Source organism: Ruegeria sp. I1 (genome assembly GCF_056532675.1).
The window spans coordinates 1-24588 of the sequence record NZ_JBQFNM010000001.1 but is presented as its reverse complement, the minus strand read 5'-3'; the positions used below and the strand labels follow the sequence as shown (position 1 = coordinate 24588).

Sequence of the window (24588 nt, the reverse complement as noted above, 5' to 3'; positions counted from 1 at the left end):
AATAACGGGAGCCTACCCTAGCGATCATCTCCACCCGGGCCGATATCGTCCAGGTAATCTTCGTCAATAGCAGCTTGAACCGCGCCGGTGACCGCCTCACGCTGTTTCGGGCTCAGTTCCTCGACGTCTTTGCCATCGGCCAGCCTTACGGTGACCTCGCGGTGCGCAAAGCGGATACCTTCCCGCGCGAACAGCTCTCGGATGTCCTGATAAACCTTCTTGCGCACCAGCCATTGGTCACCGGGCTTGGTCATGAACTTGACGCGGATGATCATCGCGGAATCCTGCATCTCGATCACGCCCTGCGATTTGAGCGGTTGGATGAAGTTTTCACCAATCACCGGGTCGCTCAGCAGTTCCTGCCCCAGCTTCTTGATCAGCTTCCGCACCTTCTCGACATCCGTGTCATAGGTCACGCGCAAGGGCAGTTTCATGATCACCCAATCACGCGAATAGTTGGTCAGCACTTTGATCTCACCAAATGGGATGGTGTTCAGCGCCCCCAGATGGTGCCGCAGCTGGAATGACCGGACCGAGATCTTTTCAACCGTCCCTTTCACGTCCCCAATGTCGATGTATTCCCCTTTGCGGAACGCGTCATCGAGCAGGAAGAAGGCACCCGAGAAGATATCGCGCACCAAGGTTTGTGAGCCAAACCCGACCGCCAGCCCGACAACACCGGCACCAGCGAACAAGGGGCTAACATTGATGCCCAACTCCATCAGTACGATCAGGATAATCGTCACTACGACAACGGCCAGGATCGCCCCACGGAACAGTGGTAGCAGAGTCGCCAGACGGCTTTGCCCGCCTTCGCCACCTTCGTCCCCAAGTTCGGCCTCGGTACCGTCATCGGATTCTTCGGCGATCTTGCTGTCGATCCAGATGCGGAAGAAGTTGAACAGGATGTAGCCGATGAACAGGATCACCATGACATCCAGCGCGCGCCCTATCGGGATGTCTTCGCTCCAACTGGCTTCGGGGTTCCAGATCACGACCAAAGCGTAGATGCCGACTACAAAGGCCAGAATGCCGGCCACACGGCGGGCCAGATCCTCATAAGTAAGGATCACATGCTTACGTTGCTCAGCTTGCGGCGTGTCGGCATCCTCGTGCGCTGCATCTGCAATGGCATTCTTTTCTTCTATACGCCGGTTGCGATCAAAATAGCGTTCCAGCACATAGTTCATCGCGCCGTATGCGACGACAACTGACATGAAGATCATATAGCTACTGGCAACAATCGGGATTGAATTGTCATTCTCCAGCACCAGATCAACGGCCAGTTTGAACCAGCTGAACATCAAATAGACGATCAGAAATGGCGCCCAGGCGAAAGAAATAAACCTCAAGAGCCATGATACTTGAGCCGGGGCCCGTCCACCTCGGATCGCGTTAGAAATCGCACGCGCATTGAATAGGATCATCAGGATGTTGCCCACGGCACCGACCATGGTCAGCCCGCCATACACCATGGCGTAGACATTGTAGTTCAACCCGAAATCCGCGACCCAGGTTGCAAATAAAACGGCCGAGATATCATAGGTCGCCAGAAGCGAGGCCCAGATATACAGCCGCTTCGCATCCCGGTCCGAAAACGGGGGCAATCGGTATTGGCTCAGAAAGGGTGACAGCACCATCCGCCACAAGTCAGACACCGTGCGCGCCAGGAAAAAGGCGGTGAAGATGGCAGTCACCGTAAACTGGATCGAAATATCTTCGGCCTCGCCAAAGAACAGATAGCCAACGATCAGGGCCATCAACATCGCAAAGATGGTTCCGCCTATCCCCATAAGGAAGCGGAACACCAAGAACGGCATCTTTTCCTTATAGCCTTGCGGGTTTTCCTTGATCCGGGCCACCACCCAGCGTCTGGCGAACCGCTTGCCATAGATTTCGGTGGACAGCCATCGGCCCAACAGCAGGAACAGAACGTTCCAGCCCAGAACCTCGACATAGGTCTGTATCCGCCCGTCCGGGCTGGTCTGGCGCAAGATGTACTGAACTTCGAACACCGAATACGGCAACGCCTCCAGCCGTGATGCGGCGGAATCGCGGAATTTCGAGAACCGCTCCTGCGCTTTCATCAGCTGCGACCCATCAGCCATTGGGTTACCCGAAGCGTCTTCCGATGCCTCTGCCGCAGCACCGGTTGACGTCACGACCTGCCCGGCGCTGTCAATGACAATAACGCTGGCACCGGCCTCACTGGCGGCGCGGATGGCAGCGGCCAAATCGCTTTCACTGGTGGTGTCGGTACTCTCGCTTGATCCAGAGGAATAGCCCGGTATCAACCCGGTTTGCGCGGTTCCGCTGACCGGATAGACCAAGACAAAGGTCATGAACGCAAAAAGCAATCCAGCCAGAACATTATGTTTCATAGGGTCTTACATCCCGATCCAAAGTTTCGGATAAGGTTACAAAAGCGTTCGGTTCAGTTCAAACCATCTTGGCCCAAGGTCCCAAATTTGTGTTAAATTGCGTGATCGGCGCACCGTGACAAGGATTCCTCAAAACCCATTCGGCTGTTGCCAAATCACAATGTTTGGCGCATTTGCAAAGGCGCTTTTCCACCTTTGGCAAGCGCGGCTTAACAATGTAAGGTATGTGGTGCAAACGCGCAGACCAGAAGTAAGACCAAAACACAGGCACCAATATGAGCCTCGGCAAAAACACAGTTAACACCGGTCGCGCGCCGCGCATCCTGTTTTACAGCCACGATACTTTTGGGTTGGGGCATCTGCGACGCTCGCGCGCATTGGCCGCAGCGATCACACAGGCTGATCCGACCGCCTCGGCCCTGATCCTGACGGGATCGCCCGTGGCTGGGCGATTTACCTTCCCGCGTCGCGTCGACCATGTCCGCCTACCCGGCGTCACCAAGCGCGCCGACGGGTCTTATGCCGCGCGCACAATCGGGATGGGGATCGATGAAGTGACCGACCTGCGATCCGGCCTGATCCAGACAGCAGTTCAGCAGTTTAACCCCGATATCCTGATCGTTGACAAGGAACCCACCGGGTTTCGGGGTGAGCTTTTGCCCACGCTTGAATATCTTGAAAACAACTGCGGCACACGGCTTATCCTGGGTCTGCGCGATGTTCTGGATGAACCCGAGGTGCTGGCTGCAGAGTGGGAGCGCAAAGAGGCCATCGCCGCAACCGAGAGGTTTTACCATGAAATCTGGGTTTACGGGCTGAACTCAATCTATGATCCAACCAAAGGATTGCCGCTGAGCCGCAGCGCGCAATCCCGTATCCACTACACCGGCTATCTGCGCCGCGATCTGGGCCCGGTTGGTGAACCGCCCGAACAGCCCTATATTCTGATCACACCCGGCGGAGGGGGTGACGGCAAGGCCATGGTCAATCTGGTCCTTTCCGCCTACGAAAAAGATCCCGATCTGTCCCCCCGAGCCATTCTGGTCTACGGCCCGTTCCTGTCGGGTGAGTTGCGAGAAGAGTTTGAAACCCGTGTCGCTGCGCTAAACGGTCGGGTCACTGCCGTTGGCTTTGAATCCCAGATCGAAACCCTGTTTGCCGGGGCGGCTGGGGTTGTGTGCATGGGGGGCTACAACACGTTTTGCGAGGTTCTATCCTTTGACAAACGTGCCGTTATTGTGCCCCGCACCACTCCTCGTCTAGAACAATGGATCCGGGCCTCGCGTGCCGAAGGTCTGGGGCTTGTGCGCATGCTGGATGAAACCCGCGATGGCCTGACGCCTGACGCGATGATCAAAGCCATCCGCGCGCTGCCGCAGCAATCTTTGCCATCGCAAACCATCCGTGCTGGCCTGCTGGATGGCCTTGACTATGTCACAGCCCGTATTGATGCCCTGCTGACCGGGGAAAAGGAACGAGCCACCGGATGAATGCCAATGCTCCGAAGCTAGCGGTGCTGGTCAAAGGGTGGCCGCGCCTATCCGAGACATTCATCGCGCAGGAACTGGTCGCCCTTCAGGATGCAGGCCACCAGTTTGATATCTGGTCGCTGCGCCACCCCACGGATACCAAGCGTCATCCTTTGCATGACCGCTTTAGCGGTCAGGTGCACTACCTGCCTGAGTATCTGTATGACGAACCCCAACGCGTCTGGGCCGCGCGCGCGGTGGCACAGCGCCTGCCCGGTTATGCCGAGGCCTATGACGTCTGGCGCAAGGATCTGCGCCGCGACCCGACCCACAATCGCATTCGCCGTTTCGGTCAGGCCTGTGTTCTGGCCACCGAGCTTCCGGCAGAAACACGCGCGCTTTATGCGCATTTCATGCATACGCCTTCGTCCGTCGCGCGCTATGCCGCCATCATGCGCGGCCTACCGTGGAGCTTTGCCGCCCACGCCAAAGATATCTGGACCTCGCCGGACTGGGAAAAGCGCGAAAAGCTGCACCCAGACACCTATGGTGCAGCCTTTGGAGCGACGTGCACTGCATTTGGTGCCAAACATCTGCGCGGATTGGCCGATACACCAGATCGAGTCGATCTGATCTATCACGGGCTGGATCTGGGCCGGTTCCCTGCGCCGCCAGACCGTCTACCACGACAACCCGATGCGGTCTTCCATATGATGTCGGTTGGCCGGTTGGTTGAGAAAAAAGGGTTTGACCGGCTGATCGCCGCCTTTGCCTTGCTGCCGGATACTCTGAACTGGCGCTGGACCCATATCGGCGGCGGCGGTTTGGGGCCAAGCTTGCGCGATCAGGCCTTGGCTGCCGGTGTTGCAGATCGCATCACCTGGAAAGGGGCCTGTGATCAGCCCGAGGTGATTGCCGCCATGAGGCAGGCAGATTTGTTTGTTCTGCCAAGCCGGATTGCCGAAGATGGCGACCGGGACGGGCTGCCAAATGTCTTGATGGAGGCGGCCTCGCAAAAACTGCCGATCCTGTCGACACCGGTTTCGGCCATTCCCGAGTTCATCGAAACGGGGGTTCATGGCCTCTTGTCCAGCGACGGTCCTGCCGCATTGGCCAGTGCGATTTGTGACCTTGCAGCGCACCCATCCCAAACCGCCCAAATGGCCGAAGCCGCTTATACGCGCCTATTGGCAGAGTTTCGGATGGATCCAGGAATTGCGCGTTTGTCGGCCCGTCTTAAGACCCTGTGCGCGGATGCAGCCTGATGGCGCGGGTCGCGTTCTATGCTCCGATGAAATCGCCCGATAGCCCCAAACCCTCGGGCGATCGCGAGATGGCCCGAAACCTGATGCAGGCAATCGGGGCACAGGGGGATCGCGTTGATCTGATCTCGGACCTGCGCATCTATGACAAGGTCGGAGATGCGGCGAAGCAGCGCGCCCTGCGACAAGCGGCTGAGGTTGAAGCACAGCGGCTGATCTCGGACATGCCTGAAGACATCGACCTTTGGGTGACCTATCACAACTACTACAAGGCGCCCGACCTGTTGGGGCCGGTCGTCGCGCAAGCACTTGGCATTCCTTATGTGCAGTTGGAAAGTACCCGCGCCTCAAGCCGCCTGACGGGACCGTGGGCAAGATTTGCGCAAGCTGCGCACACAGCCTGCGATGCGGCACAGGTGATTTTCTATCACACGGCCAATGATCTGATCACACTGGAGCGCGAGCGCTATGGCGATCAGGCACTGATTGAGCTGCCTCCATTCTTGCCGATGGCGGATCTGCCATCCGCAAGTAGCTGTGATGGCCCGATGCTAACCGTTGGGATGATACGCCATGGGGATAAGCTGTCCTCGTACCGGATTCTGGCCGAAGCACTGTCGCACCTGTCAGGCGATTGGCACCTGAACATCGTGGGTGATGGCCCTGCGCGCCCGGATGTCGAAAACCTGATGGCACCGTTTGAAGGCCATATCACCTTTCTGGGCCAACTCGATCGGGAGGCGCTCCAACGTGTTTACGGCGAGGCCTCGATATTCGTGTGGCCCGGTGTGAACGAAGCCTATGGGATGGTCTATCTGGAAGCGCAAGTCGCTGGCGTACCCGTCGCCGCGCAAGACAGACCCGGTGTGCGGGACGTTCTGGCCCCAGCGGACTACCCGGCTGCTGAGGCGGGGGCAAAAGGATTGGCGCAGCAGATTCAACCTTTGCTGGATGATCCCAAGCGGCGGCGCGCCCTTGGCCAAGCGGCCCGCACGCATGTTGCCACCCGTCACCTGATGCCCAAAGCGACCGAGGTGTTTTGGGCAGCCATACGCCCAATGCTGGAGGTAAAGGCATGACCCGATTGGCTCTGCTGCGCCATGGACACACCCACTGGAACCGTGCTGGACGCATTCAGGGGCGCAGTGACATCCCACTGGATGACGATGCCCGTTCAGAACTGGCCGAATATGCCCTGCCAAACGGTTGGGAAGACGCCGAGATATGGTCCAGCCCTTTGGCCCGCGCGCAAGAGACGGCGCTGTTAGTATCGGGTCGCACCCCTCAGACCTCGCCCGCGTTGACCGAAATGAACTGGGGCCGGTGGGAAGGGTTGCGCGGGGTCGATCTGATCGCAGACCCAGACAGCGGGTACCGCCATATCGAGGACTGGGGTTGGGATTATCGCCCACCCGAGGGCGAAAGCCCTGCTGAAGTTTGGGCACGATTGGAATCCTGGCTGTGTGAGCTGAACCAAGACACTATTGCTGTCTGCCACATCGGCATCATGCGCGTCATTCTGGCCCGGGCGTGGGGATGGAATTTTGAAGGCCCAGCGCCCTTTAAGATCAAACGCAATCGGCTCTATATCATTGATATGGCCGATATGACCCCAACACCGGATCCCGTTCGCCTGATTGCTCGCGGAGTGACCGAATGAACATGATGATCGTCGTGACCCATCTGCTGGGAACAGGTCACCTAAGCCGCGCATTGACGCTTGGCCGTGCCTTTGCCGAAGACGGCAGCGAAGTCATGATCGTGACCGGCGGGATGCCCGCGCCGCAGTTAAACTCGGACGGCATAACACTGTTTGGCCTGCCCCCGCTACGCTCAGACGGAACAGATTTCACGCGTCTTTTGACGGAGACCGGTGAGGTCGCCGACCCTGCCTATCTTTCGTCGCGCATTGCGGCACTTGTTCAGGCTGTGCAGAGCTTTCAACCGGATGTTCTGATCACCGAGCTGTTCCCCTTTGGCCGCCGGTCTCTCGCGGCGGAGTTCGAAGCGGGCCTTGCGGCGGCACATGCCTTGCCGAAACGCCCGCTGGTTCTGGCCTCGGTCCGGGATATTCTGGCCCCGCCATCCAAACCGACCAAAGCCACCCATGCCGACGAAATCATTAGTCGTTTTTACGATGGTGTCTTGGTGCATTCGGATGAGAGCATAATCCCATTATCGGTCAGTTGGCCGGTATCCGATCAACTGGCCCAGCACCTGCACTATACGGGTTTTGTTGCGCCTGCCGCGGCGCGCCCGCATCCCGAGGCGCTTGGAACCGATGAAATCCTGGTAAGCGCTGGTGGCGGATCGGTGGGGCAGCCGATCTTTCGTGCGGCCATCGAGGCCGCGCGAAAGATACCCAACAGGCGCTGGCGCCTGTTGGTGGGCGGGCGTGATGCTCAGGAGCGCATAGCAAAACTATCTCAGCTTGTGGGTGAGGCACCCGTGTCGCTCGAACCCGTCCGCCCGGATTTTCGCCAGATGCTGCCACACGCGGCGGCCTCGGTCAGCATGTGCGGCTACAACACTGCGCTGGACATCCTGCAATCGGGCACCCCTGCGGTACTCATCCCGTTTGATGACGGCAAAGAGGTTGAACAGGACCTACGCGGTCAAAGCCTGTCAGAATTGCCAGCAATAGAAGTGCTGCGTAGTCAGGCATTGACCGGCGATAGTCTTGCCGAACGGGTCGAACAAGTGATCTTGGAAGGCAGGCGTGCACCCAAGCAAGACGGCCTCGATGGAGCACAGCGCTCAGTCGAGATCACAAAGCATCTTTTGGGGCGGCGCACATGAGGCCGGATTGGAAACCCTTGGAGGACGAGCTTGCGCATTGGCATGCCCAAGGCCTGACGCTGCCCCTATGGTGGCGCGATGATGATGCCACGGTGCAAACACCGCAATTGGCGACACTGACTGCGCTGTCCGAACGCGTTGGATTGCCGGTACATCTGGCCGTTGTCCCCCGGGATGCGAATGCCAGCCTTGCGGGTTTCGTAGCACGCCACGAAAGCCTAATCCCTGTCGTCCATGGCTGGGCACACCAAAACCATGCGCCTGCGGGAGAAAAGAAGTCTGAATTTCGCGCGCATCGCCCGTTACAGGATATCATTGCCGACGCGCAAGCCGGGTTTGTTCGCCTGACGGATCTGTTTCACGACAGGTTGCGCCCCATGTTTGTCCCCCCCTGGAACCGGATCGGGGATGAGGCTGTCGCCCAACTTCCTGCACTTGGGTTCCGAATATTGTCGACAGCAACGCCGCGGAAAGCGACCTTTGCGGTCCCTGGACTGGAACAGATCAACACGCATCTGGACCCGATTGACTGGCGGGGCACACGGGGATTGGTCGCACCGGACATTCTGATCGCAAGGATGGCCGCACTACTGCAAGACCGCCGCACGGGTCAGGCCGACAATACAGAGCCCTTCGGCATCCTGACCCACCATCTGGTCCACGACCCAGACATTTGGACCTTTACCGAGGCATTGCTAACAAAACTGCTGGAGGGACCCACGCGCCCTTGGGTGGCCCTCGACACACCAGAACGGAGTTCCCCCATATGAGCCGATTGGATTCCATGCTGCGCCGCCTGACCGCTCAGCGCGACGGGCTGAACTGGGCCGCAGCCCGGATCGCCGAACAAGACGGAGATGTTCTGGACATGGGTCTAGGCAATGGCCGCACCTATGACCACCTGCGGGAAATCATGCCGGATCGGCGCATTTGGGTGATGGATCGCGTGTTGCAATGCCACCCTGACAGTACCCCGCCCGAACAGGATTTCTTGCAAGGTGAGGCCGAGCCAATGCTGCAGAAACTGGCAGCCTCGGGCCACAAGATGGCCATGGCACATTACGATTTCGGACGCGGGATCAAGGAAGACGACGTGGCTGAAGCCGCGCACCTCAGCCCGATGATCGCACAGGTCATGCAACCCAATGGGTTGTTGATCTCGGGCCAACCTCTGGTCGGGTTCAACCAGATCGAAGGACCCGAAACCATCGCCCCGGACCGTTATCTGTTTTACACCGCCTGATCAGGCGACCCGCTGCCCGCGCGACCAAACGGCGCTGAGCGCGGGTACATTGCCACGCATGCGGAACCGGATCAGGTCAGCGCGTGCATCTTTGCGCAGCTCGCCCCGATCCTGCAGCCCTGCGGCCTGCGCCGGGGAAAGCGTAACGGTCTTGAGGCCGCGCGCCATATCCCCCCACATCTCGCCCAATCGCACTGCCGACAGCAACAGCGCTGAAGGCACGTAGTCTGATGACATGATGTCCAGGTGGCCCAACTCTGCCAGGTCCCGGGCTGCGACGTTCCCGGAATGCGACCCGCCCCGAATGATGTTCGGTGCCCCCATCATCACCTTGATGTCGTGATCATGGCAGGCGCGCGCCGCCTCGACGGTCGTGGGAAACTCGGCCAAGCGGATACCGTGGCCAGCAGAAACCTTCACCTGATCCTCGGTCGTGTCATCATGGCTGGCCAGCACCGCCCCAAAACGACGCGCGGCCTTGACAGTCTCGACCTCATGCTTCTCACCATACGCATCCCGCAGCCCCTTCAGTCGCGCCACATGCTGCAGGAACATGTCATCGTCCATGGCATGCTTGCCCTTCACATAAGCCTCAAGCTTCGAGATATCCCGAAACTGGCGTTGCCCCGGCGTGTGATCCATCAGCGAGACCAACCCAACCCGATCTTCCGGGCCAAACTCATCCAGTTCTTCGACCAAAGTTTCCGAGCAGACCTCGGCCCGCAAATGCAGGAAGTGACTGATCTTAAGGGCGTCCTGTTCGCGTAGCTCCCACAGTTCTTGCGACAAACCGCGGGCGTATTTGCCATACCGCGCCGCACCAGATGGGATCGACCCCACCCGCATGGCATCGAACACCGTGGTAATCCCGGTGCTGGCCAACTCGGCGTCATGAGCCAGGATCGCAGCAGCATGAGGCCAGTCCACTTTCGGACGCGGCTGGATATGCCGCTCCAGATTATCTGTGTGCAGCTCGACCAGACCGGGGCAAACATAGTCGCCCTCACAATCAATCGCACCCGCCGGAACCGCAGTTCCGCTGTCGATATCTGCAATATGCTCACCAACGATGCGAATGCTGCCGGTTACGGTTTCATTCGGGAAAACAAGCGTGGCATTGGCAAGGGTCAATTCTTCTGTCATCTGAACTTCACACAGTTTGAGCTATTGGAAGGCCACGCAATAGGAGGCCAATGTGACATTCACGCGATACGCGATCTATTTTGCGCCACCCGCCAAGGCGGATTGGACGGTTTTTGTAACCCGCTGGCTGGGTTGGGATATGGAAAGCGGAACGCAGGTCGCACACCCACCGATCGGTGGTGTTGACGTGGCCGCCGTGACCGAGGTGCCCCGCAAATACGGGCTGCACGCGACGATGAAACCGCCATTTCGCCTGCGCGATGGCCAAAGCTTCGACACGTTGCAACAAGCCTGCGAAGCACTTGCCGCCAATCAGACGCCAGTTACTCTGGACGGGCTTGAAATAGCGCGTCTGGGGCGGTTTCTGGCGCTGCGCCCGGTTGGCGATACAGGTGCACTGAATGCGCTGGCCGCCGCCTGCGTGACAGAGCTTGATAGGTTCCGCGCGCCTGCATCCCAGGCCGAACTGGCGCGTCGCCGTGCCGCCAATTTGACCCCGGAACAGGACGCCCATCTGATCAGATGGGGCTATCCTTACGTGCTGGATGCGTTCCGGTTTCACATCACGCTGAGCGGGAAACTGGACAAACCCACTCTGGCCGCGACCGAAACTGCGCTTCAGGCATATTTGGGTCCGCTTTTGCCCCAGCCCTTCCAGATCAACGATCTGGTCTTGATGGGCGAGGCCGAGGATGGGCGGTTTCACCTGATCCATCGTTACGCGCTTTCTAGCTGAAGACGGTTCAGGATTTCGCTGACCGTATCGTCCAGCGCGCCTGAATTGTCGATTTCGAACACGCGGTCCAGCCCTTCGGGCAAAGGCGCGCGTGCCCGACCCAGTCGGCGCGCCTGTTCGGCGCTGTTTTCGCGCCCGCGCGCTGCAAGACGCTGGGCAAGAACTTCTGCGCTGGCCGTCAGCGAAACCACGACCAGATCTCCGAAAACCTCCTGCGCCTGCACCAGCACGGACCGCGAGAAATTCACCAGTACCGCGCTGCAATTCTTGCGCTGCTCAGCAATTTGCGATGGCACGCCATATAGCAACCCATGGGCCGACCAATGCAGTGCAAAGGCTCCGTCCAGCACCATCTGTTCGAACACATCGACCGAGACGCGGTCAAAATCCTCGCCCTCTTCCCCTTCGGGCCGGGTGATCACACGGCGCAAGCGCTGAATACCCGGTGCACGGGCTTCCAGTGCTTCCATCACACTGTCCTTGCCAACCCCAGAGGGTCCGACAATGGCAATGACCGGAGCCAGCGTCATGCGGCTTTCCCAGGGGTGAAGCCCGACACGTCAATCTCGCGGTCGCACACCCGCTGACGGGCTTCAATGTCGTGGAAAATGCCTACAATCGCCGCTCCGCGCGCTTTTGCCTCTTCGATCAGGGACAAAACCGTTTCACGGTTCTGCGCATCCAAACTGGCTGTTGGTTCGTCCAGCAACATCGCCGGATATTCATGCGCAAAACCGCGCGCGATATTGACCCGCTGCTGCTCGCCACCCGAAAACGTCGTCGGGCTCAGCGCCCAAAGCCGTTCAGGAATGTTCAACCGCTTGAGCAGGCCTGCAGCCTTGTCCAACGCGATCTGCCTGTCATGCCCCAACGCCAACAACGGCTCGCCCACAACCTCCAGCGTCGGGACCCGAGGGACCACCCGCAGAAACTGGCTCACATAGCCCAGCGTCTCGCGCCGCAGTGCAAGAATCTCGCGCGGCTCAGCCTGTGCAACATCCAGACCGCCGACCAGCACCTTGCCAGACGCCGCCAGATAGTTCCCGTAAATCACCCGCATCAGCGTGGATTTCCCCGCGCCCGAGGCCCCGGTCAGCGCAACGCATTCCCCCGCACCGACCTTTAACGAGGCCCCTTCCATAACCGGGATAACCGCGCTGCCCTGATTGTGCAGGGTAAAGCTCTTGCTTACGTCATTCAGCTCAATCATAGCTTTATCTTTTCCCAACTATTCAAACCTGCAGGACGCTGGAGACCAGCAGCTGCGTATAGGCATGTTGCGGATCGTCCAGTACCTGATCGGTCAACCCGGCCTCGACCACATGGCCGTCTTTCATAACCATCAATCGGTCCGCCAACAGGCGCACGACGGCCAGATCATGGGTCACGATGATGGCGCTCAGCCCCATCTCGCGAACCAGCCCGCGCAGCAAATCCAGCAGACGTGCCTGAACCGATACGTCCAGCCCGCCGGTCGGTTCGTCCATGAACACCAGCCGAGGGCCTGTGACCAGATTGCGCGCGATCTGCAGGCGCTGCTGCATCCCGCCCGAGAACGCAGTGGGGCGATCATCGACCCGGGCCTCGCTGATCTCGACCCGACCCAACCAGTCGATGGCCTTGTCCCGGATATCGCCATAGTGGCGATCGCCAACCGCCATTAGCCGTTCGCCAATATTACCACCCGCACTGACTGACATCCGCAACCCGTCACGGGCATGCTGATGGACAAAGGCCCAATCGGTGCGGCTGAGCATCCGGCGCTCGGGTTCCGACATGGTCACCGTGTCCACCGGCCCATCTGCGCGGGTATCAAAGACCACCTGCCCGGCATCCGGCTCAAGGTGGCCAGCCAAGCAGTTCAACAAGGTCGATTTGCCCGAGCCGCTTTCGCCCACGATCCCCATCACTTCGCCCGGATAGAGATCAAAACTCACATCCGCGCAGCCGATCCGCGCGCCATAGTGTTTCTGAATACCTTTGACTTGCAACAAGGGGGTCATGCCGCGTTCTCCTTGGTCATTGGACCGACATGGCCCGCCTCGCGGCGCGACCGGCAGTAATCCGTGTCCGAACAGACAAACATGCGATTACCTGCGTCATCCGTAATGACCTCATCCAAATAACTGTCCGCGGCCCCGCACAGATCGCAACAATGATCGGCCTTGGTTGCCTCGAACGGGTAATCCTCGAAATCAAGGCTGACGACTTTGGTATGCGGCGGTACCGCGTAAATCCGTTGCTCGCGTCCCGCGCCAAACAGCTGGATCGCGTCCATCTCAAGCTTGGGGTTGTCGAACTTCGGAATCGGGGACGGATCCATCACATACCGTTCCGACACTTTCACCGGATAGGCGTATGAGGTCGAAATAGCGCCGTGCTGGCTGATATCTTCATACAGCTTCACATGCATTAGCCCGTATTCCTCTAGGCTGTGCATCTTGCGTGTCTCAGTCTCGCGCGGTTCCAGAAAACGCAGAGGTTCCGGGATCGGCACCTGATAGACCAATATCTGATCTTCGGTCAGCTTCGCCTCGGGGATGCGGTGGCGGGTCTGGATAACAGTCGCCTTGTCCGTTTCTTCCGTGGTTGTCACACCTGCGGTGTTTTCAAAGAACTTACGGATCGAAACCGCATTGGTGGTGTCATCCGCGCCCTGATCGATCACCTTGAACGTATCATCCGGCGTCAGCGTCGCGGCCGAGACCTGCACCCCGCCTGTGCCCCAGCCATAGGGCATTGGCATCTCACGGCTTGCGAAGGGCACTTGGTAGCCTGGAACTGCCAACCCTTTGAGAATGGCGCGGCGGATCATCCGCTTGGTCTGTTCGTCCAGATAGGCGAAATTATACTCGCTCATAAGAACCCTCTTTCGGTTAGCGCGATGTCCAGCGCTTTTGGCGTGGTAAAATGGATACCGTCCATGCCGACTGCCTTTGCGCCTTCGACATTGTGCAACCCGTCATCAATGAAAACGCAGTCTTCTGGCGCGACTCCCGCACGATCACATAGCATGTGGTAAATACGGGCATCCGGCTTCATCACACCTTCTTGCCCAGACACGACCAGAGTGCCGAAGACCTCACCCAAACGTGGGTGGACCTTCAGACCTTCGGGCCAGGTTTCAGCAGACCAATTGGTGATGGCGTGGACTGGTGTTCCTTGAACCTTCAATCGGTCCAACACGTCCCACGTTCCATGGATCGCGTTTTCTACCGTCCGGGCGTAAAGCGAAACATAGTCTACAAACAGGTTTTGATCTTGCGGGTCTTCTAACTCTTGCGCCAGATCCGCAAACTGCTCACCATTGTCCGCACGCGCGTTCTTTTCCCGAAAACCCGTTCTTTCGATAAACGCATGAGCAGCCTCTTCTGAACCCAGCGCTTCGGCCCAAGCCAATTGCGGCTGCCAATCAATCAGCACACCGCCAATATCAAAAACGACCGCCTTCATTCCGCGGCCTCCCTGGGCGCAATCCGCTCTTCGGCCTCGCGGCGCAGTTTGCGGACCAATTCCAGTTCGGACTGGAAATCCACGTAATGCGGCAGCTTGATATGTTCCAAGAACCCGGTCGCCTGAATGTTGTCCGAATGGCTCAGAACAAACTCTTCGTCTTGCGCCGCAGCACCAACAAAATCCTCGCCCAGTTCTTTCCAGCGCAGCGCGCGATCAACCAAGGCCATCGAGATGGATTTCCGTTCCGATTGCCCGAACACCAAACCATAGCCGCGCGTGAATTGCGGCGGTTCGGTTTTCGAGCCTTTGAACTGGTTCACTGTTTCACATTCGGTCAACTCAACCTCGCCAATGTCGATGGCAAAACCCAATTCGGGGATATCCATCTCAACCGCGACCTTGCCAATCCGCAGCTCGCCGACAAAGGCGTGGTTCCGGGCATAGCCGCGCTGGGTTGAGTAAGCCATGCCCAGCACGAACCCTTCATCCCCGCGCGCCAAAGACTGCAGCCGCAAAGGTCGGTTCGATGGAAACTCCAGCGGTTCGCGCGTCAGATCACCGGGTGTTTCATCACTGGCAATTTCATCCTGAATGATGTCCTCACCCTTGAGGAATTCGGTGATATGCGGCGTGGATTCGGTGCGTGCCGCCCCTTCCGGCGCGGCGGGCACCTCTCCATCAGCGGCCAGTTTGAAATCAAGCAAGCGATGGGTGTAGTCGAAAGTCGGGCCCAGAACCTGCCCACCAGGCGCATCCTTGAACGTGGCCGAGATCCGTCGGTCACAGTCCATCTGCCCCGTTTCAACCGGGTTCGAATACCCAAAGCGCGGCAAGGTCGTGCGATAGGCACGGATCAGGAAGATCGCTTCGATCAGATCGCCACGCGCCTGTTTGATCGCCAATGCAGCCAGATCGGGATCGTACAGAGAGCCCTCGGCCATGACCCGGTTTACCGCAAGGCTCAACTGTTCGCGGATCTGCGCAAGGCTCAGCTCGGCCACGTCGGTTGATCCACGCCGTTCCTCGGCCAGCCAGGCATGGGCGTTTTCAATCGCCTTTTCGCCACCTTTGACAGCTACATACATGGCTTAGCCTCCTACCGTGATCTGCGTGCTGCGCGGCAGAGCCGCAACCTGATCGCCGCAGGTCAGAAAAAAATCACACCCCAACGGGTAGAGCGCCGCATTAGCTTGCAGAACAGCCACATCCGGTAGTGACAGTTGGGCGACATCCTTGATGCCCGGCCCAGACAGAACCGCACCTGACGCCTGCAGGTCATCGCATTCCACGATCAACGTGGTCGAGCGGTCGGGGTATTCCGGCGTTCCAATACGATACGCATTGAGGGATCCCAAATCCTGCCAGGTTCCAACGGCAAAATCCGCCTCAGACGCGGCAACCAAAGGTGCCCCGGTGTGAAAGGTCAGCCACTTGCGCACGGCGTCGGTGTCGACTGCCCCGGCCAGGTACAGCTTGGTTTCTGGGTCGCAAAGCGTCAGCAGTAGGGTCGCCGCCGCAACCGACAAGGGCGCCGGAGGAACAGCGCCGGTCAGGCTGCGAATCTCACCCGGTCGGGCCATGACTGTCATAGCTGCGCGGAAGGCATGTGCCGCCTGGATTGGGGCGTTATCAAATCCGCCCGAAAACTGTGCTTGTTCCGCCATCAGTCTTCCCCCCGCACCATCGTGAAGAACTCGACCTTCGTCGCCGCCGCCTTGGCCGCACGCGCCGTTTTCGACGCCTGCATCTGCCGCTTAAGCGGTTCCAAAAGCTCGGACCTCAAGGTCCCCGCCGCAGGGGTCTGCATCATCGCGTCAATCAGTGCCGCAGCTTCGGCCTTAGGTTTTGACCGCCCCTGCACATATCCGTGCCCAACGGTGCCATCGTCCAGAACAACGGAGCAGCGGGTCACAGTCATTTCACCCAGATTGAACGGTGCGCCGGTGCTGCCCGCACGACCACGAACCATGACGCCGCCGACTTCAGGACGGCGCAGCCAGTCAAAATGTGGACGGTCGAAAAGCCCATTCCAAAGCGCCAACATCGCCTCTTCTGGCGCGCGCGCCAGAAGGCCCATCCATTCTTGCCGGGCGGCAGTCTCAATTTCTGTTTGATTTGTCATCAAAGCCTCTTGGCGGGGTTGTCTACACATACTATACAACTAGACAAATATTATATCGTACGATCCTGACCTGCAATCGAAACTCTGTGAATATTTGATGACATGAGCAAAACACCGATCTGGAAAAGCATCTCGCTCAGCCTGACCTCTGACATAGCTGAAGGGCGGTACCAAACGGGGGATCGCATCCCGACCGAGGCGCAGCTGGCCGCAAAACATGGCGTCAACCGCCATACAGTGCGGCGGGCATTGTCGGATATGGCAGAACAGGGCCTGGTTCATGCGCGCCGCGGTGCAGGTGTGTTCGTGGCGGCACGCCCAACCGATTACCCCATCGGCAAGCGTGTTCGGTACCACAAGAACATATCGGCCAGCGGCAAGATACCCGGCAAACAGATTCTCTCGCTGACAACCCGCGCCGCGGATGAGGCCGAAGCTGGTGCACTTCAACTAAACACTGGCGACCCCGTGCACGTCTATGATGGATTATCCTTGGCCGATGGGCAGCCGATTGGACTGTTTCAAAGTGTTTTTCCAGCCCAACGATTTCCCGATCTCCTGAAAGCTCTGCAAGACACGCAATCCGTCACAAAGGCGCTGCAGACCTGTGGTGTATCCGACTACACCCGGATATCGACCAGACTGACCGCGCGGGCAGCAACAGCAACTCAAGCTTTACATCTGCATCTCAGCGAAGGGGCCCCGGTGCTGTTTTCAACCGGGATCAACGCAGACCCTGATGGCAATCCAGTGGAATTTGGCCGGACCGTTTTTGCCGGTGAGCGCGTGACCTTGACCCTGAATGAGGATTGAACCGGTGGGGCTCCCGCCTGTCTTCGACCTCCTGACGGAGATCTCATCCCGTTGGGCGTAGCCGATGCTCCTGCGGGCGCGTGAGCCTTCACCTTTGCTATTCGTATTTTTCCAAAAACGCCTCAGCATTTAGCGCGCGAAAATCCGGCAACGCCTTGCGCAGGCGTGCGTTGTCCCAATCCCACCAGGCCAAGGCCATCATCCGGTCAGCTACGTTGACGGAAAAGCGGCGGCGTATTTCAGTCGCCGTGACGCCTCCGACGATGGAAAAGGGTGCAACATCCTTTGTGACCACGGCCCCCGCAGCCACAACCGCTCCGTGGCCAATTGTAACCTCGGGTTTGATCATGGCACCATGGCCAATCCAAGTGTCATGGCCAATCCGAGCAGTACGGCTGGCCCGATGGGCGAACCAGTCGGCATCATCCTCTTCATTGTCCCAATAGCTCGCCGATCGATATAGAAAATGATGCAGCGACGCTTTCTCAATCGGGTGATCTGTTGCCCCGATGCGCGTGAAACTGGCGATATTGGCGAATTTCCCGATCTCGGCATTGGCGATGTCGCAAGTCCGGTCACAATAGGAGTAGTCACCCCAGACCGAATTTGCGACACGGCTACCCGCGCCGATCTCGACATATTCACCAAACTGACTGTTGGTGATCTGACAATCAGGGTGAATGAACGGCTGATCTGCACGCAGTCTTGGCATGGTCTGGTCCAATTATCCTGTCAGGGCAAAAGGAAAGGTTTACGTTTAGAATCACGCGGCTTTCGCGTCTTCCCTGTCTCTCCCTGGATCAATCGACGGCGTAGCCAGCCCGAGAACCAGTCCATCAGCATCACCATCATAATAATCAGGACGATGTAGTAGGCGACCTCTTCCCAGTCCTTTTGCGTGATGATCGCTTGGGTCAGCAACAGGCCGATACCCCCACCGGTAATGGCACCAATTACGGTGGCGCTGCGGGTGTTGGATTCGAGGAAATATAAAAGCTGACTTAGCAAAACAGGCGTGATCTGAGGGATAACTCCAAAACGATAACGCTGCGTGGCGTTGGCCCCGGTCGATTGCACGCCTTCGATTTGTTTCTGGTCCACATTCTCCAACGCTTCTGAGAAGATTTTGCCGAACGTGCCTGTATCCGTCACCAGCATAGCCAAAGCCCCGGTTAACGGGCCGGGCCCAAAGGCGCGGGCCAGCACAACGGTCCAGATCAACGCATCCACACCCCGTACGAAGTCAAAGATACGGCGGGTGAAAAACCGGACGGATTTCAGCGGGTTGAAGTTGCGCGTGGCTAGAAAGGCCAAAGGCAGTGCCACGATGGCTGCGCCGAATGTGCCAAGGAACGCCATCAGGATTGTTTCGAAAATCGCCCAAGCAACATCCTGGTGCCGCCACATCTTGTTGGTCCAGAAGTCATTGAAGATGACACCCGCCTCACCCGAAGCAGCGCGCCCGGCGAGCTGGGAGAAAGACTGACCATAATACGGGCTGTCCAAGGTGAACCAGAACAGCTCCCACCCGTTGAAGTACCGGAATACTTCGGCGCGGTTTCGGGTCACCGTCAGGCGGCCCGCATCCGTGGTGATGGCCATCCGGTTTTTCGAAACATTGATCCACTCGGGCACATCTCCTGCAGGCAATTCAGCCTGCACCCCGGCGGTGCGCGTCGGGGTGGCGCGCACGGTGCCATAGCCGGGAATGTCATATTCAATCGTTTCCGGACCGAACCGGACAACATGCCCGTCCTCCAGATCGATCACGGTTGTTTCGCCCAGCACTACCCAATCCGGGGCCTCACCTTCGGGATAAGCACCCTTGCGCTCACCCTCGATAGCGGCTGAGACCTCGCCGGTGCGATTGTCCCTCTCGATATGGGTTTTATAGCTGTAACTGTCTGCAACCAGCGTTTTGCCGTTCTCCAGATTGGCCCGGGCTGCCAGACCCGGCACGTCAAAGGCGAAGAACACATAGGTTAGGTAGACCAGAACCAGTACGGGCAGGCCGAAGTTCATCAGGCGCTTGCGACTGAACAGGCGGTCCGCCTCGGCCTTCAGCTCATCAATCGACAGATCGGTTGCGAAGGTGCTCATACCGAGGCTCCTTTTTCCGACCCGTGGGTCAGGCGGTCGCGCAGCACACCTGAAATCTGGTCCACAACGACGATAGTGACAAAGAGAAGAAGGAAGATGGCCGCCGCTTCATCATAGCGCCCCTGGCCCCAGGACATCGAGTTCCTCAGCTCATAACCCAAACCGCCCGCCCCGACGAAACCCAGAATGGCCGACGCGCGGATGTTGATCTCGAACCGCAGCAGCGCATAGCTGACGTAGTTCGGGCCGACCTGCGGGATGACACCCAAATACATGCGCTGTGACCAATTGGCTCCGGCTGAGTGCAGCCCTTCAACTGGCTTTAGTGAGGCGTTTTCGTTCACTTCCGAGAACAATTTGCCCAGTGCCCCGGCCGTATGGATCGCAATCGCGATCATCGCGGGAACCGGACCGCCACCCAGAACAAAGATCAGCACCAAAGCGATGACAATCTCGGGGATCGCGCGACAGATATCGGCAATACGTCGAAACAGCGGGATAAGTGCAGGCCAAAGCGCCATGCCCCGCGTCGACATCAAGGCCAGAAACGTCCCCGCGATAGTCCCGATCAGAGTGGAGGCTGCGGCAATGTTGATCGTCTCGATCAGAGCCGGGAAAAACTTCACCAGGTTCTCGGGCATTGACCCGATCTTCTCCCACGCCTCCGACAAAACTTCCGAGGGGTAGTCGAAGATACGGTGCCAGCCATCGATAAAGCTGCCTGCGTTGCGGCTGTCTGCGGTGCGGAAACCCGCGGCCATCAGCGCGACAAAAAGGATCAGAAGAATACCGCCATAGACCCGCTTGCGCCGTGTCATATCGGAATAGTCGGCCCGAATCTGGTCGACGGTCTGGGACCCTGCGGTCAGGTCTGTCATGGAATGCTCCTGAGTGGAAAACGGGGCCCGGTGGAAACCGGACCCCGAACTTGGAAGATGCAGGCTTAGTTTGACTTCAGCTTGCGTGCTTCGATGATGATCTCATACGCGTCATGCGTGATTGGCTCGAACGCCTTGGCTTCACCGGCCGCAACACCGTAAAAGCATTCGCGGTCTTTTTCCGCCAGACCAGCCATCAGAGCAGTCATCTTTTCCTTTACGTCGGCAGGCAGTGCGGTGCGCAGAACAACCGGGCCTTCCGGAATCGGCTTGGATTGCCAGATCATCACCATGTCGTTCATGTCAATCAGACCTGCGTCAACCGCGCGGCGCAGGGCACCCGAGTTGAAACCGTCTTCCCAGTCGCCCAGACCGTCAGCCCAGGTCACACCACCGTCAACGTCGCCATTGTTCACAGCAACGATGGTCTGTTCATGACCGCCGGTGAATTTCACTTCACCAAAGTAATCACCCGAGTCCATGGTCGCGCCAGTTGCCTGCGGGATTTCGATCGACGGGATCAGGTAGCCCGAGGTCGAGTTCGGATCACCGAAGCCAAAAGTCTTACCCTTCATGTCTTCCAGCGAGGCAATGCCGCTGTCCTTGCGCGCAAAACCGATCGAGTAGTAGCCGTAACCACCGTCCAGGTTCACTTTGACCAGAACCGGCTCAACTGCTTCGGGGTCGCTCAGATAGGTTTTTGCGTAACCCGACGCACCCAGCCAGGCCATGTCGATGGTGCCGCCCAGCAGGCCCTGGATCACGCCATCATAGTCGGCAGGGGCGAACAGCTTGGTTTCAACACCCAAAGCTTCTTCGGTGTATTCACGCAGACATTCGTTGTTGTTCAGGCGGTCCTGGGCGTTTTCGCCGCCCAGAATGCCAATGCGGAACTCGCTGATTTCGTCAGCCAGGACCGGTGTGGCCAGGGCCGTGGTCGCAGCAAGGGCAGCAATCAGTTTTTTCATCTGTCTCTCTCCAGTTGATGTGCCGGCCTTTCATCAGCCGGTCGATGAAAGGGGGTAAGTGGCTCAGATGGTCGCTTCTGCTTCCATCAGCGCCTTCTGGGTGGCGTCCAGAGTGTCGATCTCGGTCGAGGTTGCCTCTTCCGAAAAACTGGCGTCCGCCCCGTAGATCTCGCGGGCGACGCCGGTTGTCAGTTGCTCGGGCAGCCCGTCAAAGACGATGCGCCCGTCGCGCATACCGACCACGCGGTCGCAATAGCGGCGTGCAGTGTCCAGCGTGTGCAGGTTGGCGATGACCGTGCGGCCATCTTCTTCGTGGATGCGGCGCAGCGCCTGCATCACGACCTGTGCGTTCATCGGGTCGAGCGAGGCAATCGGCTCATCCGCCAGAATCATCTTGGGGTCCTGCATCAAGGCACGCGCAATCGCGACGCGCTGCTGCTGTCCGCCCGAAAGCGCTTCGGCCCGTTTGGGCGCGTGCTCGGCGATCCCCAGACGATCCAGAATATCGATGGCACGATGGATCTCGGCCATTGGGTATAGGTTAAACATGGTGGCCAACGTCGAATGACGGTTCAGCGTGCCATGCAGCACGTTCGAGACCACATCCATGCGCGGCACCAGGTTGAACTGCTGAAAGATCATCGCGCAATCGGCCTGCCAGGCGCGTTTCTCACGGCCCTTCAGTTTCGTGACATCGCGGCCTTCGAACAAAATCTCGCCTTCGGTCGAATCCGTCAGACGGTTGATCATCCGCAACAGGGTCGATTTGCCCGCGCCCGAGCGCCCGATGATGCCGATCATGCACGGCTTATCTACATCCAGCGTTGCCGCATCAACGGCGGTATTCTCGCCGAAGCGCTTGGTCAGTTTCTCGATCCGCAGCACGTGCCACCCCCAATTCGTATTGGCGGTCAGCTACAGACACCACAAAACGGATATGTGTCAGTATGGTGAAAGTTTTGTAACGGCGCGGACGGCGGCGGGGCTATCCTTCTATGACGGCCACAGGTATACGCGACCCCGACTCTTCAGCTGATACGAGACCGCCATGAGCTTTGACCGCACCATCAAGATCGCCCCGTCCATTCTGTCCGCCGATTTCGCCAATTTCGGTGCCGAGATTCAGGCCATCGAAGCGCAAGGCGCAGATTGGGTTCATGTGGATGTGATGGACGGTCATTTTGTCCCGAACCTGACCTTCGGCCCCCCCGCGGTAAAAGCCTTCCGACCCCATGTGAAAACCGTGATGGACGTGCACCTGATGATCGCACCGGTCGACCCCTATATTCAGGCCTATGCCGATGCAGGCGCTGACATCCTGACCGCCCATGTCGAGGCTGGCCCGCACACGCACCGAACCCTGCAGGCGATCCGTGCCGCTGGCATGAAAGCCGGCGTCGCCTTGAACCCCGGCACCCCGGCGGAAGCGGTTGAGCATCTGCTGGACCTGACTGATCTCGTCTGCGTCATGACCGTGAACCCAGGCTTTGGCGGCCAGAAGTTCATCGACATGACCGCAAAGATCCGCAAGCTGCGCCAGATGATCGGCGACCGCCCGATCCATATTGAAATCGACGGTGGCGTTGATCCCCGGACTGCTCCTCTGGTCACTGCAGCCGGTGCCGACGTACTGGTCTCCGGGTCAGCGGTATTCAAGGGCGGGTCGGTAGATCAGCCTGAGGTCTATGGCGAGAATATCCGGGCAGTACGTGCGGCGGCAGAGGGGGGGCTATAACGCCAACCTAATCCTGACGCATGCCTGAAATGATCCGACGCATGAGGTCCAGGAGCTGACGCTGTTCAGAAGCATCAAGTCCCTCAAGCGCCTGAGCGTTGACGCTGTGGGCGGCGTCATATGCATTCTGACGAAGTCTAGCGGCCTTTTCAGTCAACCAAATCAACTGCGCCCGGGCATCATTTGGGTTTTTGGTTCTCTTGACCAGCCCGTCCCGCTCCATCCGGTTGAGAGTATTTGCAAGGGTCGCCTGCTCGACATCGATCCTGCTGAGCAGATCCTTTTGCGACACTCCATCTTTCTGCCACAGCTCCAACAGGATCTGGAACTGGCCGACAACGATACCCATTGGTGAGATACGCTGTTGCAGTTCTCTGGCGAACAAACGCGCCATGTGATTGATCAGATATCCGGCTGAGTCTTCTTTCCTGAATTCCATATCAAGCAAATACGCTTGCATAGCATGCTATGCAATATTATATAGCTTGCTATATTAATACTTTGGAAAGGATCCAGAATGGCACGTATTGTAGAACTCGACAATGTTGCAAGCTTGGCCGATCAGATGGAAACTGACGAAGGCCCAGTTGTATTGATCAACCTCTTCACGGTTGATGCGAAGGACGAAGACGCTCTGTTGGCCGCATGGTCGCACGACGCTGAGTTCATGAAGTCCCAACCAGGATACATCTCGACACAGCTACACAAGGGCATCGCCAATAGCTCAACCTTTGTGAATTACGCCGTTTGGCAAGACGTTCAGAGCTTTCGTCAGGCCTTTACCAACCCTGAATTCCAGCGCCGTATCGCCGATTACCCTGACAGCGCGGTAACGCGCCCGCACCTTTTGCGTAAGCTGGCGGTCGACAATCACTGTGTTGCTTAAGTGAAGGACAATGAGGGACACATGATCAAAACAATCCACCCGATCGCCGGAGTCGTTGGTTTTCTGACGATTCTGACCTTCTGGACATCGACTCTGTATAGTGAACTTTTCACCTCATACGCGACCGTTGCTTTTGTGAAAGCGAGCGTCGTCAAGGGGCTGTATTTGCTTGTACCTGCCATGATAATCGTCGGGGCAACCGGCATGTCGATGGGACGGCGCCGCAAAGATGCGCCGGCTGTGGCAAAGAAGAAGAGAATGCCCATCATCGCAGCCAACGGGCTTCTGATCCTTGTGCCTGCCGCAATCTACCTAAACGCAAAAGCCGGAACCGGAGCGTTTGACACCGGCTTTTACGTTGTGCAGGTCATCGAGTTGATTGCCGGAGCCGCCAATCTGACACTGATGGCGATGAGCATTCGCGACGGTCGGGCGATGACCGCGCGAAGGCGTAAACTACAGAAAAAGTAGATCACACTTCCTGAATATACAAAGGCCGCCCCCTGTGGGACGGCCTTCTTTTGTTCAACCGAGTGGGCTCTCATTGCTCTTTCAGAGCAACTGCCGCCCACCAGTCGGCAGAGCCGACTTAATCAG

The 24588-nt window shown here is 58.3% G+C and carries 28 protein-coding genes; 12 read left to right on the top strand and 16 right to left on the bottom strand.

Annotation, left to right across the window (positions count from 1 at the left end):
* Positions 1 to 17: 17 nt before the first annotated feature.
* Positions 18 to 2381: a mechanosensitive ion channel domain-containing protein gene (locus ACR0DH_RS00140; RefSeq protein ID WP_480546254.1), complete on the bottom strand. Its 2364-nt coding sequence runs from the start codon at positions 2379 to 2381 to the stop codon at positions 18 to 20.
* A gap of 275 nt (positions 2382 to 2656) precedes the next feature.
* Here ACR0DH_RS00140 and ACR0DH_RS00135 point away from each other — a divergent pair, with 275 nt between their 5' ends.
* From ACR0DH_RS00135 to ACR0DH_RS00105, 7 genes are read left to right on the top strand one after another with little or no spacing between them, the layout of a single operon-like run.
* The gene (locus ACR0DH_RS00135) at positions 2657 to 3871 is read left to right on the top strand and encodes a glycosyltransferase family protein (protein ID WP_480541822.1); all 1215 of its coding nucleotides are present in this window, start codon (positions 2657 to 2659) and stop codon (positions 3869 to 3871) included.
* Positions 3868 to 5115, top strand: a complete 1248-nt coding sequence (locus ACR0DH_RS00130; protein WP_480546252.1) for a glycosyltransferase — start codon at positions 3868 to 3870, stop codon at positions 5113 to 5115. The genes ACR0DH_RS00135 and ACR0DH_RS00130 overlap by 4 nt, the downstream gene beginning before the upstream one ends.
* Positions 5115 to 6191 (top strand): glycosyltransferase family 4 protein, encoded by a 1077-nt coding sequence (locus ACR0DH_RS00125; protein ID WP_480546250.1) that lies wholly within the window; start codon positions 5115 to 5117, stop codon positions 6189 to 6191. The genes ACR0DH_RS00130 and ACR0DH_RS00125 overlap by 1 nt, the downstream gene beginning before the upstream one ends.
* Positions 6188 to 6772: a histidine phosphatase family protein gene (locus tag ACR0DH_RS00120; protein ID WP_480541816.1), complete on the top strand. Its 585-nt coding sequence runs from the start codon at positions 6188 to 6190 to the stop codon at positions 6770 to 6772. Before ACR0DH_RS00125 ends, ACR0DH_RS00120 begins: the two co-directional genes overlap by 4 nt.
* Positions 6769 to 7911, top strand: coding sequence for a glycosyltransferase family protein (locus ACR0DH_RS00115; RefSeq protein WP_480546249.1), 1143 nt, complete (start codon positions 6769 to 6771; stop codon positions 7909 to 7911). The genes ACR0DH_RS00120 and ACR0DH_RS00115 overlap by 4 nt, the downstream gene beginning before the upstream one ends.
* Complete coding sequence (locus ACR0DH_RS00110) at positions 7908 to 8681, top strand: polysaccharide deacetylase family protein (protein ID WP_480546247.1); 774 nt, start codon at positions 7908 to 7910, stop codon at positions 8679 to 8681. The genes ACR0DH_RS00115 and ACR0DH_RS00110 overlap by 4 nt, the downstream gene beginning before the upstream one ends.
* A complete protein-coding gene (locus ACR0DH_RS00105; RefSeq protein WP_480546245.1) occupies positions 8678 to 9154 on the top strand; it encodes a class I SAM-dependent methyltransferase in 477 nt (158 codons plus the stop codon). The genes ACR0DH_RS00110 and ACR0DH_RS00105 overlap by 4 nt, the downstream gene beginning before the upstream one ends.
* On the opposite strand, the gene ACR0DH_RS00100 is transcribed toward ACR0DH_RS00105, so the two are convergent.
* Entirely contained in the window at positions 9155 to 10297 is a 1143-nt protein-coding gene (locus tag ACR0DH_RS00100) for an alpha-D-ribose 1-methylphosphonate 5-triphosphate diphosphatase (protein ID WP_480546243.1), read from the bottom strand.
* 52 nt (positions 10298 to 10349) lie between these two features.
* On the opposite strand from ACR0DH_RS00100, the gene ACR0DH_RS00095 reads away from it, so the two are divergent.
* Complete coding sequence (locus ACR0DH_RS00095; RefSeq protein WP_480546241.1) at positions 10350 to 11033, top strand: DUF1045 domain-containing protein; 684 nt, start codon at positions 10350 to 10352, stop codon at positions 11031 to 11033.
* Here the strand turns inward: ACR0DH_RS00095 and phnN are convergent.
* Genes phnN through phnG form a run of 8 tightly spaced genes read right to left on the bottom strand, consistent with a single transcriptional unit; the run spans position 11015 to position 16611 of the window.
* Positions 11015 to 11563 carry a phosphonate metabolism protein/1,5-bisphosphokinase (PRPP-forming) PhnN gene (gene phnN, locus ACR0DH_RS00090; protein WP_480546239.1) on the bottom strand — a complete coding sequence of 183 codons (549 nt, stop codon included), beginning with the start codon at positions 11561 to 11563 and terminating at the stop codon, positions 11015 to 11017. The genes ACR0DH_RS00095 and phnN overlap by 19 nt on opposite strands.
* Positions 11560 to 12243 carry a phosphonate C-P lyase system protein PhnL gene (phnL, locus tag ACR0DH_RS00085; protein ID WP_480546237.1) on the bottom strand — a complete coding sequence of 228 codons (684 nt, stop codon included), beginning with the start codon at positions 12241 to 12243 and terminating at the stop codon, positions 11560 to 11562. Before phnL ends, phnN begins: the two co-directional genes overlap by 4 nt.
* Positions 12244 to 12265: 22 nt before the next feature.
* Entirely contained in the window at positions 12266 to 13036 is a 771-nt protein-coding gene (phnK, locus tag ACR0DH_RS00080) for a phosphonate C-P lyase system protein PhnK (protein ID WP_480546236.1), read from the bottom strand.
* Entirely contained in the window at positions 13033 to 13893 is an 861-nt protein-coding gene (locus ACR0DH_RS00075; RefSeq protein ID WP_480546234.1) for an alpha-D-ribose 1-methylphosphonate 5-phosphate C-P-lyase PhnJ, read from the bottom strand. Before ACR0DH_RS00075 ends, phnK begins: the two co-directional genes overlap by 4 nt.
* Positions 13890 to 14486: an HAD family hydrolase gene (locus ACR0DH_RS00070; protein WP_480541798.1), complete on the bottom strand. Its 597-nt coding sequence runs from the start codon at positions 14484 to 14486 to the stop codon at positions 13890 to 13892. Before ACR0DH_RS00070 ends, ACR0DH_RS00075 begins: the two co-directional genes overlap by 4 nt.
* Positions 14483 to 15574 (bottom strand): carbon-phosphorus lyase complex subunit, encoded by a 1092-nt coding sequence (locus ACR0DH_RS00065; protein ID WP_480546233.1) that lies wholly within the window; start codon positions 15572 to 15574, stop codon positions 14483 to 14485. Before ACR0DH_RS00065 ends, ACR0DH_RS00070 begins: the two co-directional genes overlap by 4 nt.
* A gap of 3 nt (positions 15575 to 15577) precedes the next feature.
* Positions 15578 to 16153, bottom strand: a complete 576-nt coding sequence (gene phnH / locus ACR0DH_RS00060; RefSeq protein ID WP_480546231.1) for a phosphonate C-P lyase system protein PhnH — start codon at positions 16151 to 16153, stop codon at positions 15578 to 15580.
* Positions 16153 to 16611 (bottom strand): phosphonate C-P lyase system protein PhnG, encoded by a 459-nt coding sequence (gene phnG, locus ACR0DH_RS00055; protein ID WP_480546229.1) that lies wholly within the window; start codon positions 16609 to 16611, stop codon positions 16153 to 16155. Before phnG ends, phnH begins: the two co-directional genes overlap by 1 nt.
* Positions 16612 to 16713: 102 nt before the next feature.
* On the opposite strand from phnG, the gene phnF reads away from it, so the two are divergent.
* Positions 16714 to 17424, top strand: coding sequence for a phosphonate metabolism transcriptional regulator PhnF (gene phnF, locus ACR0DH_RS00050; protein WP_480546227.1), 711 nt, complete (start codon positions 16714 to 16716; stop codon positions 17422 to 17424).
* Between the two features lie 97 nt (positions 17425 to 17521).
* Here phnF and ACR0DH_RS00045 read toward each other — a convergent pair whose 3' ends face one another.
* From ACR0DH_RS00045 to phnC, 5 genes are all read right to left on the bottom strand, one after another.
* Entirely contained in the window at positions 17522 to 18136 is a 615-nt protein-coding gene (locus tag ACR0DH_RS00045; protein WP_480546225.1) for an LbetaH domain-containing protein, read from the bottom strand.
* 20 nt (positions 18137 to 18156) lie between these two features.
* Positions 18157 to 19524: a phosphonate ABC transporter, permease protein PhnE gene (phnE, locus tag ACR0DH_RS00040; protein WP_480546223.1), complete on the bottom strand. Its 1368-nt coding sequence runs from the start codon at positions 19522 to 19524 to the stop codon at positions 18157 to 18159.
* Positions 19521 to 20402 carry a phosphonate ABC transporter, permease protein PhnE gene (gene phnE / locus ACR0DH_RS00035; protein ID WP_480541785.1) on the bottom strand — a complete coding sequence of 294 codons (882 nt, stop codon included), beginning with the start codon at positions 20400 to 20402 and terminating at the stop codon, positions 19521 to 19523. Before phnE (ACR0DH_RS00035) ends, phnE (ACR0DH_RS00040) begins: the two co-directional genes overlap by 4 nt.
* Positions 20403 to 20467: 65 nt before the next feature.
* A complete protein-coding gene (gene phnD / locus ACR0DH_RS00030) occupies positions 20468 to 21370 on the bottom strand; it encodes a phosphonate ABC transporter substrate-binding protein (protein ID WP_480541783.1) in 903 nt (300 codons plus the stop codon).
* Positions 21371 to 21433: 63 nt separating this feature from the next.
* Entirely contained in the window at positions 21434 to 22255 is an 822-nt protein-coding gene (gene phnC, locus ACR0DH_RS00025) for a phosphonate ABC transporter ATP-binding protein (RefSeq protein ID WP_480541781.1), read from the bottom strand.
* A 163-nt stretch (positions 22256 to 22418) separates the two neighbouring features.
* Here phnC and rpe point away from each other — a divergent pair, with 163 nt between their 5' ends.
* Entirely contained in the window at positions 22419 to 23105 is a 687-nt protein-coding gene (gene rpe / locus ACR0DH_RS00020; protein ID WP_480546221.1) for a ribulose-phosphate 3-epimerase, read from the top strand.
* 7 nt (positions 23106 to 23112) lie between these two features.
* On the opposite strand, the gene ACR0DH_RS00015 is transcribed toward rpe, so the two are convergent.
* Positions 23113 to 23565: a MarR family winged helix-turn-helix transcriptional regulator gene (locus tag ACR0DH_RS00015; protein ID WP_480546219.1), complete on the bottom strand. Its 453-nt coding sequence runs from the start codon at positions 23563 to 23565 to the stop codon at positions 23113 to 23115.
* A gap of 57 nt (positions 23566 to 23622) precedes the next feature.
* Between ACR0DH_RS00015 and ACR0DH_RS00010 the strand changes: the two genes are divergently transcribed.
* Together ACR0DH_RS00010 and ACR0DH_RS00005 are read left to right on the top strand one after the other, a co-directional pair.
* Positions 23623 to 23991, top strand: coding sequence for an antibiotic biosynthesis monooxygenase family protein (locus ACR0DH_RS00010; RefSeq protein ID WP_480541775.1), 369 nt, complete (start codon positions 23623 to 23625; stop codon positions 23989 to 23991).
* Between the two features lie 21 nt (positions 23992 to 24012).
* Positions 24013 to 24462: a hypothetical protein gene (locus ACR0DH_RS00005; RefSeq protein ID WP_480546217.1), complete on the top strand. Its 450-nt coding sequence runs from the start codon at positions 24013 to 24015 to the stop codon at positions 24460 to 24462.
* The last annotated feature ends 126 nt before the right edge of the window (positions 24463 to 24588 follow it).

Excerpts from the sequence above, each read along its gene's own strand:
- phnL (WP_480546237.1), bottom strand. The coding sequence starts at position 12,243 with ATGATTGAGCTGAATGACGTAAGCAAGAGCTTTACCCTGCACAATCAG.
- phnE (WP_480541785.1), bottom strand. The coding sequence starts at position 20,402 with ATGACAGACCTGACCGCAGGGTCCCAGACCGTCGACCAGATTCGGGCC.
- phnD (WP_480541783.1), bottom strand. The coding sequence starts at position 21,370 with ATGAAAAAACTGATTGCTGCCCTTGCTGCGACCACGGCCCTGGCCACA.
- phnE (WP_480546223.1), bottom strand. The coding sequence starts at position 19,524 with ATGAGCACCTTCGCAACCGATCTGTCGATTGATGAGCTGAAGGCCGAG.
- ACR0DH_RS00130 (WP_480546252.1), top strand. The coding sequence starts at position 3,868 with ATGAATGCCAATGCTCCGAAGCTAGCGGTGCTGGTCAAAGGGTGGCCG.
- phnH (WP_480546231.1), bottom strand. The coding sequence starts at position 16,153 with ATGGCGGAACAAGCACAGTTTTCGGGCGGATTTGATAACGCCCCAATC.
- ACR0DH_RS00045 (WP_480546225.1), bottom strand. The coding sequence starts at position 18,136 with ATGCCAAGACTGCGTGCAGATCAGCCGTTCATTCACCCTGATTGTCAG.
- ACR0DH_RS00125 (WP_480546250.1), top strand. The coding sequence starts at position 5,115 with ATGGCGCGGGTCGCGTTCTATGCTCCGATGAAATCGCCCGATAGCCCC.
- ACR0DH_RS00110 (WP_480546247.1), top strand. The coding sequence starts at position 7,908 with ATGAGGCCGGATTGGAAACCCTTGGAGGACGAGCTTGCGCATTGGCAT.
- ACR0DH_RS00065 (WP_480546233.1), bottom strand. The coding sequence starts at position 15,574 with ATGTATGTAGCTGTCAAAGGTGGCGAAAAGGCGATTGAAAACGCCCAT.
- phnG (WP_480546229.1), bottom strand. The coding sequence starts at position 16,611 with ATGACAAATCAAACAGAAATTGAGACTGCCGCCCGGCAAGAATGGATG.
- ACR0DH_RS00115 (WP_480546249.1), top strand. The coding sequence starts at position 6,769 with ATGAACATGATGATCGTCGTGACCCATCTGCTGGGAACAGGTCACCTA.
- ACR0DH_RS00135 (WP_480541822.1), top strand. The coding sequence starts at position 2,657 with ATGAGCCTCGGCAAAAACACAGTTAACACCGGTCGCGCGCCGCGCATC.
- phnF (WP_480546227.1), top strand. The coding sequence starts at position 16,714 with ATGAGCAAAACACCGATCTGGAAAAGCATCTCGCTCAGCCTGACCTCT.
- ACR0DH_RS00105 (WP_480546245.1), top strand. The coding sequence starts at position 8,678 with ATGAGCCGATTGGATTCCATGCTGCGCCGCCTGACCGCTCAGCGCGAC.
- ACR0DH_RS00070 (WP_480541798.1), bottom strand. The coding sequence starts at position 14,486 with ATGAAGGCGGTCGTTTTTGATATTGGCGGTGTGCTGATTGATTGGCAG.
- ACR0DH_RS00010 (WP_480541775.1), top strand. The coding sequence starts at position 23,623 with ATGGCACGTATTGTAGAACTCGACAATGTTGCAAGCTTGGCCGATCAG.
- ACR0DH_RS00120 (WP_480541816.1), top strand. The coding sequence starts at position 6,188 with ATGACCCGATTGGCTCTGCTGCGCCATGGACACACCCACTGGAACCGT.
- rpe (WP_480546221.1), top strand. The coding sequence starts at position 22,419 with ATGAGCTTTGACCGCACCATCAAGATCGCCCCGTCCATTCTGTCCGCC.
- ACR0DH_RS00015 (WP_480546219.1), bottom strand. The coding sequence starts at position 23,565 with ATGCAAGCGTATTTGCTTGATATGGAATTCAGGAAAGAAGACTCAGCC.
- phnK (WP_480546236.1), bottom strand. The coding sequence starts at position 13,036 with ATGACCCCCTTGTTGCAAGTCAAAGGTATTCAGAAACACTATGGCGCG.
- ACR0DH_RS00140 (WP_480546254.1), bottom strand. The coding sequence starts at position 2,381 with ATGAAACATAATGTTCTGGCTGGATTGCTTTTTGCGTTCATGACCTTT.
- ACR0DH_RS00005 (WP_480546217.1), top strand. The coding sequence starts at position 24,013 with ATGATCAAAACAATCCACCCGATCGCCGGAGTCGTTGGTTTTCTGACG.
- ACR0DH_RS00100 (WP_480546243.1), bottom strand. The coding sequence starts at position 10,297 with ATGACAGAAGAATTGACCCTTGCCAATGCCACGCTTGTTTTCCCGAAT.
- phnN (WP_480546239.1), bottom strand. The coding sequence starts at position 11,563 with ATGACGCTGGCTCCGGTCATTGCCATTGTCGGACCCTCTGGGGTTGGC.
- ACR0DH_RS00075 (WP_480546234.1), bottom strand. The coding sequence starts at position 13,893 with ATGAGCGAGTATAATTTCGCCTATCTGGACGAACAGACCAAGCGGATG.